We start from the raw sequence: 20,588 nt of genomic DNA, 5'->3' as shown, positions 1-20,588 counted from the left end.
GAATGAGGGGAATATTTTTTGAGGAAAAACTCGGAGAGACTCGGAGAAACTCGGAGGGGGTGGTGGGAATAGCCCCCGAACCCCCGAAGGGGGACTAGCCGGAAAGGGGGTGCGAGACGCACGGGCAGGAATGGGAATTAGGAATGGGAGCGGAGGGGTGCGAGCTGTGCGGGCAGGGATGGAGGGGTGAGATGAATGAGAAAATTAGGAAAAGAGAGGGTGGTGATGGGATTTGATGATTGGGGGATGGGTGATAATGAGTTTTTTGGGGAAGATAATAATAAAATTTTGCCAAAGAGACGAACTTTTGAGATTATTCATATCTTTGGCAAAGTGTAGATTGTTTTTATTCTTCGTCATCACCATCCCAGTATTCTAAAAACTCTTTAATGAGTTTGGCGGGATTGGCTTTTTTAGTCCAAAGAATTGGAGTTTCTTCAAAATCTTGCTGATGAATAATAATAGGAATATTACGACCGAATATTTTCTCTATTTCACCTTCATCTAACAATTGTTTGGCAAGGGCGATCACTTCTTTTATAAATTCTTTGCAAAATCTATCTCCTTTTTTGAGGAGTTTATCGTACAAATCCTCGTCTTCTTCAATAGCACGATCATTTTCTTCATCGGTGTAAAAGTGAGGGGTTTTGGCAAACCACTGTTTAAGCAGTTTATCTTTTTTACCTCCTATAGTTTCCATTTCAGTTTGTAACCAATAATCAAAATTCCACTTGGCTTCTTCTTTAGAGGCAGCATTGTAGCTTTCTTCTTTTACATTTGAAAGGGTGTTATAGCTCAGTGTAATTTTAGGGAATCGCAAATCGTCGTCGTCACAGGTGTAGCAAAAAGACAGTGTGTATACATCTTTTTTATCCTCCTCATTCACAATCTCTTGAATTGCATTTTTCAACTTCTCGTAACTCTTCTCTGTAAATTTTTTTCGTTCCTTTTCCACTATTAATATTGCTGTTTTAGTGTTATTTATTTGTAATGCTTTTTTTAAAATGATTGCAAAAGTAGTTATTTTATTTTACATAGCGCAATTTTTTTAACTATTTTTTTTCATTTTACACAATGAGTAAAGAAACGAACTTCTTAAGATAGTATTTTGTATAAATTCGTAAGTTTTAATGCTACTGTTTCATCAAAAGAGGTAGTATTTTTCACTTGTATATCGGCCTCTTTATGTTGAATAGCGAGCGTAAGTTGCAACATAGGATGAGTTATAGGGTTGATAAGTGCCATAAACTTTACATTAGTTGTTTTGACTAAGAAGAGTTTATGTTTTGTAATTTCCTCGGTGAGGTTTTTGATGATTTGCATCATACACACCCCGGGAGTGATAGGGTTGTTAGGAAAATGCCCTTCGAAAATAGGGTGTTGAGGATTGAGGGTAAGGGTACAGAGGTAATTTTCTGCATCTTGTTTTTCTAAGCTATTGAGGGTATAAAAATCTTTTAACATCTTTAACAATTGACAATTAAGAATTAACAAGGGGTTCTAAAACTATTTTAATGGTAAGGGTGTGGTGCTCTATGGTTATGTTGTTAGGATTGTATATAAAGGTAGTATACAACCTTTTACCTTGTATATTGAGTTGCTTTTGGAGTGTATCTTCTGAGGTAAACAGATAAACTGTATCATTCCCATCTTTGCTTTGTTCCACCACTATAGTGTTGTTATTTATGTATTTTTGGGTAACCTGCCAATGGGTTTTCAGTAGGTGATTAAAGTCGGTATTGAGGGTACGAATAATGATTTTTCTATTGAGATCAGGAGTTATATAGTTGGTTTTTATCTTTCCGTTTTGGTTTTCAAAATCGAAAAGCGTGTTGCCAAAGTCGGTAGTGAGGGCTACTCGCCACGTATTATCTGCGGTAACTTTAGCTGCTAAGAGTCCGCTAAAAGTGTGACCATAAGCAGTAATAGTAGCTCGATAGAGGTACTCCTCCCCTACCCTTATGTGGGGATTGGCTATCGTTGTTGGCGTTGTAGCCATTGATTGGTATTCAGCAGGAAGATTATAAGAAGATGAACAGCTGCCGAGCCATATAGCAAACAGACTACATTTTAAAATTTGCTTCATCAATTTTTGTATTTAGTTTTTTATTGCTGAATAGGATTTCGGTGTAGTCTTTAGAAGGTTCAATGAGTTTTACGCGCTCTACTACGCTATCGACATCGAAATAGAGATGTATTTCGCTCACATATTTTAAGAGAGTCTTATCCTTAGGCAATAGTTTTACCAATGTACTTTTGTCCGATTTGGCAAAGGTCATAGCAAATTCTTTCTCATTGAACATATCACCACTGATAGAACTCACAATAAGGTTATTTATTTTTTTAAATACTTTATTATCAGCTTTCATCTGTGAGACATTACCTGCATCATTCACTGTGATTTTATCTTTCTGAAAAATAATGCGATACTGGTAAGGTTTAGTGTATTGCCAATTCAGTTTATCGGGTTTAGCGAATGCCATTTTACCTAATGTTTCAATATCCTTACTCATAAAATCCAAGTGTTTTTTCTGAGTAAAATCCGCTTGCAATGTTTGGATTGACTTGTTTTTAGCAATAGTTTGCGTTTTGAAGTCGCGTATTTGGGCTTCTGTAAGAGCTTGGGCACTGATTGTTAAAGGTGCAACACAAATAAGGAATATTAAGAGTTTTTTCATTCTAAATTGTTTGTAATTGTATAGTTATTTTCTTTGAGGTACTGCAATAAGCGTTCCAAAACGGTAAGGGTATGAGGCAGACGGTCGTGCATCAGTATGATATTACCGTTGGTAAGTTTGCGCACAATGCGGTGAAAAAGCTTGTCTTCATCGTGTATTACGGTATCTAATGAGCGTACATCCCAACCTATAGCTTTTTTAGCTGTTGCCTGAATTGCTCTAGCAACGGGCGGTGAGGTGATTCCGTATGGAGGTCGGAAATATGGGGTAACGATATCCAAGTGCGCCAAAGCTTCATCGGTATGGCGAATTTCGTTGGCAAGGGCTTTTGCGTGCAGAATATTTTTAGGTTGATGTGTAAAAGTATGATTTGCCACTAAATGACCTTCAGCTTGCATACGTTTGACGACCTCTGTATACTTTTGTATTTGTTCACCTACACAAAAAAAGACTGCTTTGGCGTTGTATTGCTCCAATAGATCTAAGAATTGTGGTGTGAGTTCTGAGGGACCATCATCAAAAGTTAGCGCTACTGTTTTTGCTGGACGCCCCTTTAAGAAGTATTGTGTTTTAACAAAATAAGAGAGGCGGATATCGAATACGCCCCAAGAGATAATGCCTAAAAACAACACTATTAATAATACATATACCCACCAAGAAGCATTTTGTATAAATGCTGTTACAAGAGCATTGATAAATATTGCAATTGTAAAAAGATATTTGTTCAATGTTTAAATGATATAGAGTTGATACTTTGTTAAGGAAAACCTCACACGGATTTCACGGATTTACACGAAATTAAGACTAAAAAAACTTTTTGTAATATATTATTTTACAAATTTCCACCTAACAATGAATACTTTAGTTTTTCTACAATAAAAGTTGTTTCAGCACGGCAAAAGTAACATACATTTTACTTCCTTACAAATATTTTAATTATTTTTTCTTGAAACATAGAAATTCAGTTTTTGAAAGAAAAGATCTTTTTATTCTTTTAGACAAAACTTTTTGAAGAAATTTAAACTAAAAGCGTTTTACTATCAATCTTAATATATTTATCTATCTTTCAAAAAGAGATTTTATACATAACTTTATTTATCAGCACTAATGAGGAAATTTAAACATTAGTAGATTTTCAAATTAAAATACTCGTATAATGCTAAATACAATAAATATAAAATGGAAAGATACTATCTGAAAAGTTTAATTTTGAAAAGATGCTACAAAATAAAGATCAAACTTTGGTAACCTTTTTACAATGAAGGGACAGTCCGAAAAAGTTCTATTTATGTGGGCGTTTACAAAACGCCCCTACACAAAACACTCTAAAACACTTGATTATCAAGGTAATAAAATTTAACAAAGTGTGAAACTCTGCCAAAGACACAAGTTGTAAAGTCAATTTTAATACTTTTCAAACAACCTCTTTTATTTCTTCAACAGTACAAAACTAAAATCTTTGCCCCTATATGAATTTACTAATAAAATATATTGTATGGGAGTAGAGAGAGGAAGTTCACAAATGGCGGGAAGGGTTTGCTTTTGTAGTACTTGACAAGCAAACCAAAGTCCGAAGGCTGAAGCAGTATAATACTCACTACTCAGGGTTTTATAGTGCAAGGTAGGGAGTCGCCAAGAACGATTTTCTGCTTCACCGGTAAGTATCAAGTCTATATTAGAGAGGGTAAGATGGTGGCGAGAAAGAAAGTCCTTTAGGGCTGTTTGTTGTTGCTCGGGAGTGAGTTCATTGTACAAAGCTACATCCACAAGTTCTCCATAGGTATTGGGGGTAGCCTCTGCTGATAATGCAAAGAAACTTGCGCCTTCTCCTTTTTGGTCAAGCCCTACTAAATCATATAAATACAAAGTGTGCGGACTGTGTTCATCTACACCTCCTACCAAAGCCGTATTGATAGTGTCTTGTTCCATTTGCATTTTGGCATCTAACAAAGCTGATTCAAATGATACAGCCCCATTTACATAGGTAAAGTTTTCTCCTTTGCACTGCAACAAAAGAGCTATCTGCCCCGCAACAGTATTATGAGTAGATTGTATAAAAGCCGTGGGGGTGAGGTGCTCCTCGTTATCATTGATAAGCGCTGTAAGAAATTTTTCAGAATCTTGCAGGCACCCCATACCGGTACCCACCAAAATAGCATCGGGGGTAGAGATATGTGCTTCTTTTAGAGCTTCAGCAGCAGTAGCTATAGCCATTTTTACGCCTTTAGCCATACGACGACTGGCATTAGGGGCAATATATTCTTTATAAGAAGGTTCTTGAGCGTAACACACTTCCTCTGGAGTAACTTTTAGGGCTTCATCGAGGAAATGAGGAGTTAAGAAAGTAGGTTGAGCCGAGATACAGGCTGTTCCATTGATATAAGACTTCATTCAATTAACAATTAACAATTTACAATTTACAATTAATAATAACGATTTAGGAGTTAGATATTAGGAATTAGTATTAGACTTTGGTAAAACTTGTGATGTATTTTTCACTCTCAAATACGATACCAGTCCTAACAACAGCACTATACCCACAGCATAATACACAAAGGTAGGGGTGATAATTTTATCGCCTGTGGCATAGCTGTGCATACCTGTAAGGTAGAAATTCACACCAAAATAAGTCATCAAGATACTGCTAAAGGCAACAATGCTCATAAAATTGAACGCCCATCGTCCACGCCAATGGGGTATCAAGCGCAGGTGTATCACCAAGGCATAAACCATAATGCTAATCAATGCCCAAGTTTCTTTTGGATCCCAGCCCCAATAACGTCCCCAGCTTTCATTTGCCCACATACCACCCAAAAAATTGCCTATGGTGAGCATTACGAGCCCCACTGTAAGAGCTAATTCGTTTACGATAGTGAGTTCCTGTTGTATGAGGTTGATTTTATGAGCGTTCTTGCGGGTGGTAACTATCATCAGTAGGAGGTTGATAACACCTAAGAGCATTCCTAAGACAAAAGGTCCATAACTACCTACAATCACGGCAACGTGCAACATCAGCCAATAGCTATTGAGCACGGGTTGGAGGGTTCCAATAGCAGGATCCATCCAATTCCAGTGGGCGATCATCAGTATCATAGCGGTTACAAAAGCGGTAGCAGCAACCGTGAGGGGGGAACGTCGAGAAAAGAAAAGTCCTACCCCAATAGCCGACCATCCTACATATATCATACTCTCATAAGCATCGCTAAAAGGTGCGTGACCTGAAAGATACCAACGTACAGCAAGTCCTACAGTATGCAGGATAAAACAAATCCATAACAAGGCTATACCTATTTGGGTAAGTCTTCTAAAAATTTGTTTTGGCATAAAAATATGCCATAGTAGTACTATAAATAGCACTGTACCAAGATACAAATACGCTTGAAAGAGTTGTTCAAAAATATTGATGCGATTGTACCACAATTCAGTTTGTACTTTGGCAGGTGAGGGCAATACCTCAGCCGAGTAAAATTCTTGTTGTAGTTTGATATTGTCGAGCACCTTATCAGCTTTGCTATAATCGTCTGTTTCAGTGGCTTGTTGTAGCAAAATAAGGTAAGCTGGCAGTGCGTTTTTTACAAATTGTTTGTACAGTGGGTCGGTGATTTGGAGGGTATCGTTTACGTAATCTAAGTGCGAAATCCACTTATAATTAGGGTCATTAGGCACAGGGAAGACCTTAATAATATCACCTTGTAGCGCTCTGTTGAGCAAGCCAATACGTTGGTCTACTTCCTTAAAATCTTTTTGAAATTGGTTAGGAGTATTTGTGTTGTAAATATCTTTCAATAAAGGGGCAAGCTTGTACTGTCCATTTGCATCAAAAAAATCTTTAGGCTTCACCCATTTGGTTCCTTTGGGGACTCCCAAAAAACGATGCAAACTGTCATTAGCTTTCTTCACATAGATAATGTCCGACTCATACCACGCCTGCGGACTGAGGAGCATCGAAAGCAAGACTTGATCGGAAGTTAAACCTTTATAAGTATCGTGTTTGCTAAGTTTGCGCAAAAGTTCTGAAGAGAAGGTATTCACGGGCTTAAAGCGCCCATCATCTTGAATGAGCATTGCACCAAATTTTTCAGCGTGCGCTTTATCGGGTACTACCATAGAAGTTTGGGCAGTAGCGAAAGAGCCAAAACATAATGCCAAAACCATTGCAATCCTTTTGGCTTGCAAATCTTTAAGTTGCTGATTGAGTTTCCTAAATCGAGATTTGACTACAAACATAAATGCTAACAAACTGACAAAAAGTAGTATATAACCTATGTAAGTGATGAGGATACCCCAAAAGTCACGATTTACCGAGAGTATAGTACCTTGTTCATCGGGGTGAAAAGAAGATTGGAACAAGCGATAACCTTGATAATTGAGAATATGATTCATCTCAATATCATAAGGAAAGGTCTCCCCTCCCCCACTCACGGTTACTTTGCTTTTAAAGGAAGCATAACTATTCTCGGTACCAGGATATTTTTCGGCTATAAAATCGTTGAGGGTGAGACTGAAAGGCAACTTCTCTTCACGTGCTCCATAGCTTAGATGAAACTGCAAGCCGTTCAAAGTGATTGTGGTAGGAGGGTATTGCATACCGCGTTTGCCCATCACCGTTACTTCTTTGCGCTGATCACCTGAAACAACTTCCAATACCAAGGCATTCATTCCCTCACCTATACGTTTAAACGATTTATACGTAATGCTAAAAGGTTTGCCTTTAAAGTCAGACGACCACTTGTAATGATTAGAGGTATATGAAGAAAAAAGCACCTCTTTTTGTTTCTTTTTACGCAAGGGAGCTCCTTGATAATTGCCATCTACCATTACAGTGATATAAGTGCGGTCAGAAAGGTAAGTATTTGTAGTTTCTCCTTCACGTAGAGAAATCATACCTTCATTGCCAAAATAGCGCGTAACCCCAGCCCCTACGATGATAAACACCCACGAGAGGTGTAACACCAGCACTGCCCAATTCTCTCTTTTGAGCAATTGATAGCGAGGAATATTACCTATAAAATTCACAACAAAAAGTACCATTATCGCCTCAAACCACCAAGTGTTATACACCAAAATGCGGGCGGCATCAGTATCGTAATCATTTTCTACGAAAGTACCCACTGCCATAGCAATGGCAAAAGTAATGAAGAGAATTGCCATTAGCTTGGTGGAATAAAAGAAAGATATGAGTTTCTGTATTGTCATAAATCAGGGGGCAAAAGTATAGATAAATTAGCAATTTAGCAATTTTTTCAAATAAAAACTACCTTCTAATTCTTTGCTGTTTCATAAGTATTTACTAATTTTGCAAATTGAAAATGATAAAAAGACAATCGTTACATACGCGCATCTTCGCTTTTCTGCTACTTTTATGTATGCTGAAAGTCGCTTTTCCAGTGGGTGAATTCTTTCATAATCACCACACTAAGGAAGAGTTATGCACTATAGCCACAGGCGATGAGTGCCATCACCAAGCACACTTTTCCGCTACCGATACTCATTTTGATTGTATCTTTTTACAACTTCACCAATTCTTTGCTCCTTCTTTTTTTACTTACCACTTGTGGGAGCAAACTATTTCAACTGTATTTTCCTTCATTGAAAAAGGCATCTCTCAAACTGCCTTTAGCATTCCTTCACGGGCTCCCCCTACTAATTTATCAATGTGTCAATTTGCCTATTAGCAAGTTGACAAATCAGCAGATTTGCTAATTTTTCAAATTAAATTTTTATGCAAAAGATATTATCTCTTCTGCTACTTTTGTGTGCGCTTTCCGCTTTTGGGCAAAACCAATTACAATTGCAAGTAGAAGATACACAGCAATTGCCTTTGGTAGGGGCTGTAGTGCACTTTATGGGCAAACACTACCTCACTGATAGTAATGGCAAAGTAACTATTGAGAAACTACCGAGAGGAACTTACCCCCTCAAAATTACCTATCTTGGCTTTCACGACTACGAGACGGTTCTTTCATTAGGTGTCGTACAGTTTTATAAGATAGTAATGAAGGAAACGGTCAGTCAGTTAGAAGGCGTAACTGTAGTAGGGGAGGGTATTAAACAGCAAATGACTTGTAAACTGCCCATTATCGTTCGCACACTTGAAAGAGAGGGCTTCGTAAATCATTCAGGAGACGAACTATCTAAAATTCTTACCCAAATAGCAGGTGTCTCAATGATACAAACGGGGGCTACTATTGCCAAACCAGTAATTCACGGCTTGCACAGCAATCGTATCTTGATACTCAATAACGAGGTGCGCCAAGAAGGACAACAATGGGGTGCCGACCACGCTCCTGAAATAGACCCTATGGTAGCTGACCAGATAACCGTGGTAAAGGGCGCGGATGCCGTGCGCTACGGATCCGATGCACTGGGGGGGGTAATTCTCATAGCTCCTAAAAAGCTACCCTATGGAGATGGCGTGCACGGCAGATTACTTCCCTCTTTCGCTTCCAACGGTAGAAAAACAGTCTTAACAGCAAGTGTAGAAGGTTCTGTCCCTAATCTTCATTCGTGGGCGTGGCGCGTACAAGGTACGCTAAAACGCTCTGGCGACCTCAGTACCGCCAACTATTTGCTGAACAATACGGCTGCTCGTGAGGCTGACTTTTCGGTAGCTACAGGCGTACAAAAAAAACAAGGTACTGCCGAGCTGTTTTATAGCCGTTATGAGAATGAAAGCAGTGTTTTCTATGGGTCTCATATTGGTAATTTAGACGACTTATTAGGTAGGTTTGAAATCGGTAGACCGATTACTACCTATCCATTTTCGTATACTATCAACGCCCCTAAACAGAAGGTTGTGCATCACCTGCTGAAAGCCAAAGCGTTTTATCATTTACCTTTTGGTGGCAAACTCACCGCGCAATACGCTTTCCAAAAAGATATACGCCAAGAGTTTAGCCTCCGCCGTATGGATAGAACGCGCATCCCTGCCCTCAATATGGCGCTTACTACTCACTCCCTTGATGTAGATTGGGAACATGACTACAACCGTTGGGAAACAACAATAGGAGCGAGTTTTGGCAAGCAGGACAACTTCAACCAACCGGGTACAGGGGTAGTGCCTGTAATCCCTAACTTTGCATCGTTTAGCTATGGCGTTTTTGGTATACAACGTTATGACTACTACAAATGGCTTGCTGAGATAGGACTTAGGTACGACTACAAATACCTCAATGCCGATGGCTACGATATGTACTCGCAACGTTATGGAGGCGAACATCAGTTTCACAATATTACCTATAGTGCAGGAGCGTTATATCGTTTCGATAGATGGATAGACCTTAGCACCAATGTAGGGGTAGCGTGGCGTGCTCCTCACGTAAACGAGCTGTATAGTAGCGGGCTACACCACGGAGCGGGTACTTATGACTTGGGTGATGAGACGTTGCAGTCCGAAACGGGCATCAAGTGGCTTACCAGCTTTGCTTACAAGCACCCCAAGTTATCGCTCAATGTAGATATGTACCTGCAATGGATAAAAAACTATATCTACGATTACCCTACAGGTGAAGTACGCACTCTATTTTCGGGCGTATACCCTATCTTTCAGTACACTCAAGCGGATGCTTTCTTTAGAGGCGTAGACCTTGAGGCAAGATTACTACTGATAAAATGGCATCGCCTAAACGACTATGAACTAAGCTATGAGCTGAAAAGTTCTGTAGTCTTTGCCAACGAGATGCAAACCAAACGCTATTTCCCTTTTATTCCTGCTCCTCGTCTGAGTCAGCATTTAAAATGGAATATAGATCCCAATGGGGGCTTGCTGAGAAACCTCGTTGTGGGTATAGGGCATACTTTTGTGGCTAAACAAACCCGCTTTGAGCCTTCTCAAGAGTTAGTTCCCACCACCCCCGATGCCTATCACCTTTTTGAGGCTAATATAGGCACTACCTTAAAAATTGGCGACCAACAGACCTTAGGAATAAGAGTCTCCGCCGAAAACCTTTTAAACACCGAATACAAAGAATACACCAATCGTTTTAGATATTATGCTCACGATTTGGGTAGAAATGTATTCGTAAGATTAAATTATAATTTCTAATAAAAACATCAAAAATGAAAAGAATATCATATTTATCAAAAGCTATCAGCTTAATAGTTTTAGTAGCTTTTACATTCAGTAGTTGTAGTAAAGACAACACCCAACCTAAAGCTGCTACTGATGAAACCAAAGACAGAGGTCACGATATGCCTGACAAAGTGCAGTTTATCATCACCGATATAGGCACTAAGGAAGTACAAGAGCGCACCGCAAACAAATCACCTAAAGGAGTTGTATACGACATCAGTACCCCTATACAATGGCAAGTAGGACACGAATACCGTTTCGAAATTGTATATTACAACAACAATGTGCGTATGAACCACGAGTTTGTAACCGCCGAAATGGCACCTATCCACCAACATTTCTTTCAGTTATTTCAAGGGAATTACCCCGAAAATAAAGACGGAAGAGATGCGATGGTAACCGCTATGAACAAAGCTGTAAGTTATGAATATCAAGATACCGACCCCGAAAATGCCTCTTATGGCACACAAGGAGTAAAATTGCGCTTCCGTACTTGGGATAAAAAACATCCTGAACTACGTGACCCTATCGGTCTAAAAGGTATCTTTCACATCAAAGACGAGGCTACTGCGGGCGATTATAAGTTACGTATCAAGTTAGCACACTTCCTTATTGCTAATAAACTCAACCCTCAAACCCAAGAAGAACGCCCTTACAACGTTGTGGAGTATTCTAGTGCCTTTCAATTAGACTCCGATATGACACTCCCTATACAAATTAAACAATAACCTTTTTAACATTAAAAAACGATGAAAAATATATACGACCTTTTTAAAATCTCATTGCTCTCAATATTTGTTACTTTTCTTTCTGTCTCTTGCAGTAAAGACGATAATAAAGTAACCCCTTCTACTACTCAATCTTCTACTACTACCGTTACCACAACTTCCACAACCACAGCTACTACCGAAGAGTTTGTAGCTAAGTGGAGCCGACTTGAAGTGCGTTTTACCAAAGGGCATTCTCACGGCTATTTCCACGGCAACCCCGACTACCCCGTGAAATACCTCAAAACAGTACAACGTTTCTATTTTGAGAACAAAAATGGTGTTATTACCCCAGCAAGCGATAATCCTACCGCCATCCGTTGGGAAGGAAGTAATGATCTAGCTGGAGTATCACTCTCTGGAATAGAACTTATCTTCTATGATAAAGAGGGTAAACGTATAAACTCACTGTTGACTACTGGTCAGGCTCCCAATCACTATCAATTCTTCTTTATCGCCGATAATTTCACAGCAGTAGCTAGCAATACTACCGTCCCTACTCAAGCAGAAGCCTTACATTACAAATACCGCGATACCAATCCTGAAGAATTGTACATCAAAGGCGGTAATTATGATAAAAATCCAAACGCCCCTAAAGGAGTACTCCGTAGAGAGCAAATAGGATTGAAAGGATTCTTTGAAATCAAAAGAGCTTATGTAAATTTCGATTTGAAAATCGTATTAGGCTATTTCACCACCAAACCCGCTGAATTAACTTATAGTACCCTTCCTGCTAACAAAGTTATGGAGGTGAAAATCCCTATACACATTTACCACGATATCATAGCAGAAGATAAACAAATAGAAGATGCAGTGCGCGAATTTGGCGTGAGTAAAGCTGAAATCGAAAAAGACCAAAACGACATTATAGCTTCTGATCTTTCTCCTGAAAGTAGTGGTACTTTCTTGTAAAAACAAAAAAAATAAACAACAATACTTTGCCAAAGTTCATAACACAACAAACTTTGAACTTTGGCAAAGTTTTTTATATGATTTCCTTCCTAAATTTTGCTGGTTCAAATAATTGTCGTACCTTAGCCGAAAATTTCTAATTTATTATTAACAACTTAAAACACGAAATAACAATGGGAAAAGGATTTTTTAAAGTACCTAAGGCTGTTAATGAGCCTGTAAAGAGCTATGCTCCCGGAAGTCCCGAGCGTGAAGCGGTGCTCAAAGCTTACAAAGAATTGTGGAACACCCCAGTAGATGCTCCCCTCTACATCGGTAGTGAAGAAGTGCGCACTGGCAACACTGGTGAAATGCACCCTCCTCACGACCACAAACACTGCTTAGGCATTTACCACAATGCCAATAAAGCTGAAGTAGAAAAAGCTATTTCAGTAGCCCTCGAAGCCCGCAAAAAATGGGCTGCTCTCGCGTGGGAAGAACGCGCCGCTATCTTCTTAAAAGCAGCTGACCTTATCGCTGGTCCTTACCGCGCCAAAATGAACGCTGCTACTATGATTGCACAATCAAAAACTGTACACCAAGCCGAAATCGACTCAGCTTGCGAACTTATCGACTTCTTGCGCTTCAATGTCGAATTTATGGCTAATATCTATAACGACCAACCCAACTCTTCTGAAGGAGTTTGGAATCGTGTTGAATACCGCCCACTTGAAGGATTTGTATATGCCGTTACTCCTTTCAACTTTACTGCTATTTCTGGCAATTTGCCCGCCAGTGCTGCCTTAATGGGTAATGTGGTAATTTGGAAACCAAGTACTTCGCAAATCTTCTCCGCTAATATGATAGTCGAAGTCTTCAAAAAAGCAGGCTTACCCGATGGCGTTATCAATGTACTACACGGCAATGCCGCTATGATTACCGACACACTACTTGCAAGCCCTCACTTCGCAGGCATTCACTTCACTGGCTCTACCAATGTATTCCAAGATATTTGGAAAAAAATAGGCAACAATATCCATAATTACCGAACTTATCCTAAAATCGTAGGTGAAACAGGTGGTAAAGACTTTATCCTCGCTCACCCAAGTGCTTGTCCTAAACAAGTGGCTACAGCTATTACTCGCGGTGCTTTTGAGTATCAAGGGCAAAAATGTAGTGCCGCCTCTCGTGTCTACTTGCCTAAATCAAAAGCTGATGAAACCTTAGCCTTCGTAAAAGAAGATGTATTGTCTTTCAAAATGGGTTCTCCCGAAAACTTCGAAAATTTCATCACTGCCGTTATTCACGAACATTCTTTCGATAAATTAGCTAAATATATCGACCAAGCTAAAAAAGATAAAGATGCCGAGATATTCGTCGGCGGTGGCTACGACAAGAGCAAAGGCTATTTCATTGAACCTACCGTGATTGTCACTACCAATCCCCATTACACCACTATGGAAACCGAACTTTTCGGACCTGTAGTAACCGTGTATGTATATGATGACTCTAAATGGGAAGAAACCTTGAAACTCGTTGACGAAACTTCAGCTTATGCGCTCACAGGAGCAATATTTGCTACTTGTCGTTATGCCATAGACGAAGCTGTGAAAGCCCTTGAAAACGCCGCTGGTAACTTCTATGTAAACGATAAACCTACAGGAGCTGTCGTTGGGCAACAACCTTTTGGTGGCGCACGTGCCTCAGGTACTAACGATAAGGCTGGATCAGCTCAAAATCTGTTGCGTTGGGTATCGCCACGCCTCATCAAAGAAACATTTGTACCACCCGTAGACTACCGTTATCCGTTCTTAGGATAATAAATAAAATTTTAACTTTGCCAAAGTTCTCTGCCCGTGTGGTTCGCATCTTTGGCAAAGTTTCTCTTAAATTTATATAAAAAACAGTTCCCTTACAAACACTTGTATTTGTTCGGGGGCTTAATTAATCATTAAACACTAAACATTAATCATTAAACATTAAATGGAATGGCTTTGGAATTTGATGACTAACCACGAAAGTGTCGCCTACACCGTAATAGTGTATAGCGTAGTCATCGCAGTAGGAGTTGCCTTAGGTAAAATAAAAATATTCGGCATTTCATTCGGGATCGCTTGGGTACTTTTTGCAGGTATCGCTATGGCCGAATTAGGCTTTACTATCAATTCTCACATACAACACTTCATAAAAGAATTTGGACTTATTCTATTTGTATATACCATCGGATTACAAGTAGGACCTGGATTCTTCGCTTCCTTCCAAAAAGAAGGTATCAAACTCAATTTATTAGCTGTACTCTCCATTGTAACGTGTATGTTTACAGTAATTGCTATTCACTACCTCACCCAAACTGATATGGGCACCTTGGTAGGAATAATGTCAGGCGCTGTAACCAACACTCCAGGACTCGGTGCTGCACAAGCTACATTAGAAGATGTATTCAAAGGCGACCCCACTACAATACCTTCCCTCTCTACTGCCTATGCAGTAGCTTACCCATTTGGAGTATTGGGAATCATATTAGTGATGTTAGGACTCAAAGCTTTTCTAAAAGTAAATGTAGAAGCCGAAAAACGCCTCAATGCTGTGCGCCATTCTAAAGATCAAGTAATTATCAATAGATTTGCTATTAAAGTTACAAACCCTGCGCTCTATGGCAAAAAATTAAAAGTCATCAGAGAAACTCTTGATTTTGATTTTACTGTTTCTCGTATGTGTCGAAAAGGCGAAATACTAATGGCTGATGCAACTACTGTTATTCAAGAAGGGGACATCGTACTGATAGTAGTCAATAAAAAAGAAAACGAGAAGTTCCTTACTCTAATGGGCGAAAGTGTTCCTATTCTCGACTATTTCCCCGACGAAAAAGAAATGCGTTACACCTCTCGTCGCATCAATGTTACCCAGCGTGCTATTTTCACTAAAACCTTAGCCGAACTCGATGTGCGCAAGCGTTTTGGAGTAACGATTACTCGTGTATTTCGTGCAGGTATTGAGTTTGTACCTTCTGCTCATACCAAGTTGCAGTTTGGCGACACCATTACTGTAATAGGCGACGAAACTCATATACAACTCGTGAGCAAAGAGTTTGGTAACTCCAAACGCCGATTGCAAACCCCTCATATCGCCGAACTCTTTATGGGAATTACCCTCGGAGTACTTTTAGGCTGTATTCCTTTCTCTATCCCAGGAATTCCTGTACCTGTAAAATTAGGATTAGCAGGTGGCCCCCTTATCGTAGCAATACTTATCAGTAGATATGGAGGTAAATTTTCAGTAACACACTATGTATCTCAAAGTGCCAACCTAATGGTGCGCGAAATAGGTATTGTACTTTTCCTCGCCAGTGTAGGCTTGGATGCAGGAGCTACTTTTGTAGAAACGATCTTGCATGGTCAAGGTTTATATTGGATGGGATTAGGCGCACTTATCACTCTTATACCCCTCATTATCACATCTTTGGCAGCACGTATCAAAGGAAAATTGGACTATTTAGAAATTTGTGGTTTGCTATCAGGTGCCTCTACCGATCCCCCTGCTTTGGCTTTTGCTAATGATATGAATAATTCCGAAGTGCCAGCCCTCACGTATGCAAGTGTTTATCCACTTACTACCTTCTTGCGAATAATGGTAGCACAATTATTGATTGTTTTTTTTGTGTGATGTTTCAAAAAAAGTTGTACTTTTGCCCTCTGAAAAAATAAAATATTATGTTTGAAGATATGATGGGAATGATGGGAAAACTCAAAGAAACCCAGCAAAAAATAGAAGAGGCTAAAGCACGTTTAAATCACGTATTAGTTGATGAAATTGCCGCTGATGGCAGTGTGAAAGTAACTATTACTGCCAATCGAGAAATTAAAAGCATTCAAATAAACGAGGCTTTATTAGAAGACAAAGAAGCCTTGGAGGATTATTTGATTATCACACTCAACAAGGCTATTGCCAAAGCTACAGAAATCAATGAATTAGAATTAGCTAATGTAGCCAAGCAAGGACTTCCGTTTAACTTTTAAAAACACTAAATCTATGGGTAAAATAATAGCTATTGCAAACCAAAAAGGAGGCGTCGGAAAAACTACTACCTCCGTGAACTTAGCTGCCTCATTAGGCGTATTAGAAAAAAAAGTATTACTCATTGATGCCGACCCACAGGCAAATGCTACTTCTGGCTTAGGTATTGATGTAGATTCTATTGAACACGGCACCTACGAGCTCTTAGAGCACACTATGGAAGCTAAAGATATGATTGTTCACACTAGCTCTCCCAATCTCGACCTTATCGCTGCCCATATCAACTTGGTCGCTATCGAGATTGAGTTAGTTGATAAAGAACAACGTGAGTTTATGCTCAAAAAAGCCTTAGAATCTATCAAAGATGAGTATGATTATATTTTAATTGACTGTGCTCCTTCCTTAGGGCTCATCACTCTAAATGCTCTTACAGCTGCCAACTCAGTGATCGTGCCTATCCAATGCGAGTACTTCGCTCTGGAAGGATTAGGCAAACTCCTCAATACTATTAAAAGCGTACAAAAAACCTTCAATCCCGATTTAGATATCGAAGGCTTATTGCTCACTATGTACGATGCACGCTTGCGACTCTCTAACCAAGTAGTAGAAGAGGTCCAAAAACACTTTAGCGATATGGTATTCAAAACCATTATACAGCGCAATGTACGCCTCAGTGAAGCACCAAGTTTCGGCGAAACCATTATCAACTACGATGCTACCAGTAAAGGGGCTACCAATCATATCAACTTAGCTCAAGAGATTATTGATAAAAATAAAACTGTATAATGACGAAACCTGCTAAAAAACCTGCCTTGGGGAGAGGTATTTCAGCCATTTTTGGCAATAGCCCCGAAGTGGCTATCAATTCTATAAAAGATAAGAACGCCGATAAAATCGTAGGAAATATCATAGAACTCGAACTCGACCTGATAGAAACAAACCCCTTTCAACCTCGTACTTCTTTTAACGAAGAAGAACTACAAGGGCTCGCTTCCTCTATTGAAGAATTGGGGGTAGTCCAACCTATCACCGTGCGCAAACTCGACGGCGAAAACAAATATCAGCTCATATCGGGCGAACGCCGTTTCAGAGCTTCCAAATTAGCTGGACTCAAAACAATCCCAGCCTATATCCGCATCGCCGACGACAACGAGTCGCTTACAATGGCTTTGGTTGAAAATATCCAACGCCAGGATTTAGACCCTATAGAAATTGCACTTTCTTACCAACAACTTATCGAGCAAGTAAACCTCACTCAAGACCAAATGAGCAAACGCGTAGGTAAAAAACGCTCCACAATCACTAACTATCTGCGTTTGCTGAAGCTCGCTCCTATCATTCAAACAGGCATACGCGACGGCTTTATATCTATGGGACACGGACGTGCAATTATCGCTATAGAAGACCCCGAACAACAAGCTGAAGTGTACCAACGAATCATTTCCGATAACCTATCAGTACGTGATACCGAAGAGTTAGTGCGCCGCTTGCAAAACCCCGAAACACCTAATGTGGTAAGTATTCAAATCCCTAAAAGCAATAGTAAAACTGAAGTACCTACTTATATCAAAGAAAATATGAGTAGCTTTAATCATTTTTTTGGCACCAAAGTTGCCGTAAAAATGAACAAAGATGGAAAAGGTAGCCTTACCATCCCTTTTACTTCAGAAGAAGATTTCAAACGTATTCAAAGCTTATTACACAAAAAAGATGAGTAAAACATTTGTTTTCATAATGGCACTCCTTTCCGGAGTGGGTATTTCGTACGCACAAAACAATACAGAGGAAGTGGTGGAAGTACCCTCCGATTCTATGCAAGTAGCCGTTATGCAAGACAACATGAAAAAAGTTCCTTGGAATACCGACCCTCTTTCTCCTGCAAAAGCAGCTTTCTATTCAGCTGTCGTACCAGGCTTAGGGCAGATATACAACAAAAGCTACTGGAAAGTCCCTTTGGTGTATATCGCTATCGGAACCCCTATATACTTCTATATACAAAACTCTAAGGAATACGATCGTTATCTCTCCGCCTACAAACGTCGCCAACAAGGATTTACCGATGATGAGTTTTATGGCAATCGCCCTGATGGACAGCCGCGCCTCAGCACCGACGGTTTGCGCCGAGGTATACAGTTCTATCGCCGTAATAAAGAACTTTCTATTCTTATAGGAGTAGGCTTATACGCCCTAAACATCATCGAGGCAAATGTCGATGCCCATCTCAAACAATTCAATGTAGATGAACGCCTTACCTTAGAACCTTTCATCCAACACAATTTCTTTACTGAACCTCAATTTGGTTTAACGCTTACCTATAAAACTAAGAAATAATAATGAACACACAAAACCTATTAGAAACCTTGCGTCACATCGTTGGCGCAAAATACGTTATTACCGACCCCTCAAAAACTGAACGTTACCGCACTGGATATCGTTTTGGTACTGGCAACGCAATTGCCGTTGTGCGTCCCGCTACTTTGTGGGAACAGTGGCAAGTACTTGAAGCCTGTGTTGAAGCCGATGTGATTGTAATTTCTCAAGCTGCCAATACAGGAATTACAGGTGGGTCTAACCCTTTTGGCAACGATTACGATCGCGATGTGGTAATCATCAACACAATGCGTAACGACAACATTCAGCTTATCAACGAAGGGAAACAAGCTGTATGCCTCACTGGGGCTACACTCAACCATTTAGAACAAGAACTAAAAGTATACGATCGCGAACCTCATTCTGTAATTGGCTCTTCTTGTATTGGAGCTTCAGTAATTGGAGGTGTGTGCAACAACTCTGGTGGATCTTTAGTACAACGTGGCCCTGCTTATACCGAAATGGCTCTTTTTGCCCAACGCAATGCCGATGGTAAATTAGAGCTCATCAACCACTTAGGCATTGATTTAGGAAGCTCTCCTAAAGAAATTCTCACTAATCTCCAAGAAGGCAAATACCAGCAAAAGGACATCCATTCCACTGACAAAAAAGGACACGACCACGACTATTGTAACCACGTACGCGAAATCAATGCTAATACCCCTGCCCGCTTCAATGCCGACCCCGCTCGCTTATTCGAAGCCTCAGGTAGTGCAGGTCGTTTAGGAGTTTTTGCTGTCCGTGTAGATACTTTCCCTGCCGAGAAAAAAACTGCCGTATTCTATATAGGTACTAACAATACAGCTGTACTCACCAAACTGCGCCGCGATATGCTTGGTACTTTCGAAGAAATTCCTATCTCTGGCGAGTATATCCACCGTACTGCCTTTGATATCGCTGCTAAATATGGTAAAGATACTTTTTGGTATATCAAAAATGTCGGTACTGAATACCTCCCTAAACTCTTCTCTCTCAAAGCGTGGGGTGACCGCGTAGCCAAAAAACTACCTTTTATGCCCAACCATTTCAGTGAAAAATTCTTACAATTCACCTCTAAATTAATGCCTCAACACCTTCCTAAAATATTGTGGGATTACCGCAACCAATATGAACACCACCTCATTCTAAAAATGGGAGGCAAAGGGGTAGACGAAGCACGCGCTTATTTGCAAAAAGAATTTGCCGATAGCACTAAAGGGGCGTTTATAGAGTGTGATGCCAAACTCGCTCAAGCGGCAATGCTCTTGCGCTTTGCAGTAGCTTCAGCAGCTATTCGCTATCGTTCAGTACACGAAGATGAGGTAGAAGATATCGTCGCTTTAGACATCGCTTTGCGCCGCAACGACGAGGATTGGTTTGAAAAACTCCCCTCTGAACTCGATGCTAAAATTCTTCACAAATTGTATTACGGACACTTTATGTGCCACGTATTCCATCAGGATTATGTAATTAAAAAAGGTTACAATTGTGAAGAAATAGAAGAAGAGATGCTCAAAATATTAGATACACGCGGCGCTCAATACCCCGCCGAGCATAACGTCGGACACTTGTATCACGCTAACGACGACCTGAAAAAATTCTACAATTCCCTTGACCCTACCAATAGCTTTAACCCTGGTATTGGTAAAACTTCTAAGAAAAAAGATTGGAAATAAGTAAACACACTATCTTATTAAAAGCTGTTTGATACTTTCGGACAGCTTTTTTTATGAAATTACCTCTTTTATGATCTGTTGATTTACAAATATTTAGAAGCTATTAGACGATTTTATACCTTTTTTAGACAACAAAAGGAAT

At 39.8% G+C, this 20,588-nt stretch carries 19 protein-coding genes; 12 read left to right on the top strand and 7 right to left on the bottom strand.

The genetic code is table 11. The features are described from left to right. The first annotated feature begins 195 nt into the window (after window positions 1-195). Window positions 196-339, top strand: coding sequence for a RidA family protein (locus I7X29_RS14430; RefSeq protein WP_198475685.1), 144 nt, complete (start codon window positions 196-198; stop codon window positions 337-339). Between the two features lie 7 nt (window positions 340-346). Here I7X29_RS14430 and I7X29_RS14425 read toward each other — a convergent pair whose 3' ends face one another. The 7 genes from I7X29_RS14425 to ccsA all read right to left on the bottom strand — a co-directional run bounded on the left by I7X29_RS14425 (window position 347) and on the right by ccsA (window position 7,829). Then, a complete protein-coding gene (locus I7X29_RS14425) occupies window positions 347-955 on the bottom strand; it encodes a hypothetical protein (protein ID WP_198475683.1) in 609 nt (202 codons plus the stop codon). A gap of 140 nt (window positions 956-1,095) precedes the next feature. After that, window positions 1,096-1,464, bottom strand: coding sequence for a 3-hydroxyacyl-ACP dehydratase (locus I7X29_RS14420; protein ID WP_198475681.1), 369 nt, complete (start codon window positions 1,462-1,464; stop codon window positions 1,096-1,098). Between the two features lie 16 nt (window positions 1,465-1,480). Then, on the bottom strand, window positions 1,481-2,086 hold the full coding sequence (locus I7X29_RS14415) for a hypothetical protein (RefSeq protein ID WP_198475679.1): 606 nt from the start codon (window positions 2,084-2,086) through the stop codon (window positions 1,481-1,483). Further along, window positions 2,064-2,678, bottom strand: a complete 615-nt coding sequence (locus I7X29_RS14410; RefSeq protein WP_198475677.1) for a LolA family protein — start codon at window positions 2,676-2,678, stop codon at window positions 2,064-2,066. Before I7X29_RS14410 ends, I7X29_RS14415 begins: the two co-directional genes overlap by 23 nt. Further along, a complete protein-coding gene (locus tag I7X29_RS14405; RefSeq protein WP_198475675.1) occupies window positions 2,675-3,406 on the bottom strand; it encodes a polysaccharide deacetylase family protein in 732 nt (243 codons plus the stop codon). Before I7X29_RS14405 ends, I7X29_RS14410 begins: the two co-directional genes overlap by 4 nt. A 700-nt stretch (window positions 3,407-4,106) precedes the next feature. After that, complete coding sequence (locus tag I7X29_RS14400) at window positions 4,107-5,069, bottom strand: beta-ketoacyl synthase chain length factor (RefSeq protein WP_198475673.1); 963 nt, start codon at window positions 5,067-5,069, stop codon at window positions 4,107-4,109. 60 nt (window positions 5,070-5,129) lie between these two features. Beyond that, the gene (gene ccsA / locus I7X29_RS14395; RefSeq protein ID WP_394368710.1) at window positions 5,130-7,829 is read right to left on the bottom strand and encodes a cytochrome c biogenesis protein CcsA; all 2,700 of its coding nucleotides are present in this window, start codon (window positions 7,827-7,829) and stop codon (window positions 5,130-5,132) included. A 215-nt stretch (window positions 7,830-8,044) separates the two neighbouring features. Between ccsA and I7X29_RS14390 the strand changes: the two genes are divergently transcribed. From I7X29_RS14390 to dld, 11 genes are all read left to right on the top strand, one after another. Continuing rightward, window positions 8,045-8,353 carry a hypothetical protein gene (locus tag I7X29_RS14390; protein WP_198475687.1) on the top strand — a complete coding sequence of 103 codons (309 nt, stop codon included), beginning with the start codon at window positions 8,045-8,047 and terminating at the stop codon, window positions 8,351-8,353. Window positions 8,354-8,400: 47 nt separating this feature from the next. Beyond that, the gene (locus tag I7X29_RS14385) at window positions 8,401-10,722 is read left to right on the top strand and encodes a TonB-dependent receptor (protein ID WP_198475669.1); all 2,322 of its coding nucleotides are present in this window, start codon (window positions 8,401-8,403) and stop codon (window positions 10,720-10,722) included. 14 nt (window positions 10,723-10,736) lie between these two features. Next, window positions 10,737-11,477: a hypothetical protein gene (locus I7X29_RS14380; protein ID WP_198466973.1), complete on the top strand. Its 741-nt coding sequence runs from the start codon at window positions 10,737-10,739 to the stop codon at window positions 11,475-11,477. 21 nt (window positions 11,478-11,498) lie between these two features. After that, complete coding sequence (locus tag I7X29_RS14375) at window positions 11,499-12,428, top strand: hypothetical protein (RefSeq protein ID WP_198466972.1); 930 nt, start codon at window positions 11,499-11,501, stop codon at window positions 12,426-12,428. A gap of 173 nt (window positions 12,429-12,601) precedes the next feature. Then, complete coding sequence (gene pruA, locus I7X29_RS14370; RefSeq protein WP_088595287.1) at window positions 12,602-14,227, top strand: L-glutamate gamma-semialdehyde dehydrogenase; 1,626 nt, start codon at window positions 12,602-12,604, stop codon at window positions 14,225-14,227. Between the two features lie 163 nt (window positions 14,228-14,390). Further along, entirely contained in the window at window positions 14,391-16,070 is a 1,680-nt protein-coding gene (locus I7X29_RS14365; protein ID WP_198466970.1) for a putative transporter, read from the top strand. 47 nt (window positions 16,071-16,117) lie between these two features. Then, window positions 16,118-16,423 carry a YbaB/EbfC family nucleoid-associated protein gene (locus I7X29_RS14360; RefSeq protein ID WP_009411986.1) on the top strand — a complete coding sequence of 102 codons (306 nt, stop codon included), beginning with the start codon at window positions 16,118-16,120 and terminating at the stop codon, window positions 16,421-16,423. 13 nt (window positions 16,424-16,436) lie between these two features. Then, on the top strand, window positions 16,437-17,207 hold the full coding sequence (locus I7X29_RS14355) for a ParA family protein (protein ID WP_198475667.1): 771 nt from the start codon (window positions 16,437-16,439) through the stop codon (window positions 17,205-17,207). Next, window positions 17,207-18,139, top strand: coding sequence for a ParB/RepB/Spo0J family partition protein (locus I7X29_RS14350; protein WP_198475665.1), 933 nt, complete (start codon window positions 17,207-17,209; stop codon window positions 18,137-18,139). Before I7X29_RS14355 ends, I7X29_RS14350 begins: the two co-directional genes overlap by 1 nt. After that, a complete protein-coding gene (locus I7X29_RS14345) occupies window positions 18,132-18,752 on the top strand; it encodes a DUF5683 domain-containing protein (RefSeq protein WP_198475663.1) in 621 nt (206 codons plus the stop codon). The genes I7X29_RS14350 and I7X29_RS14345 overlap by 8 nt, the downstream gene beginning before the upstream one ends. Before the next feature lie 2 nt (window positions 18,753-18,754). Beyond that, window positions 18,755-20,446, top strand: coding sequence for a D-lactate dehydrogenase (gene dld / locus I7X29_RS14340; protein ID WP_198475661.1), 1,692 nt, complete (start codon window positions 18,755-18,757; stop codon window positions 20,444-20,446). Window positions 20,447-20,588 lie beyond the last annotated feature (142 nt).

Source organism: Capnocytophaga periodontitidis (assembly GCF_016126015.1).
GTDB lineage: Bacteria > Bacteroidota > Bacteroidia > Flavobacteriales > Flavobacteriaceae > Capnocytophaga > Capnocytophaga periodontitidis.
Note: the sequence above shows the minus strand (reverse complement) of the source record. Positions and strands in the feature narration are given on the sequence as shown.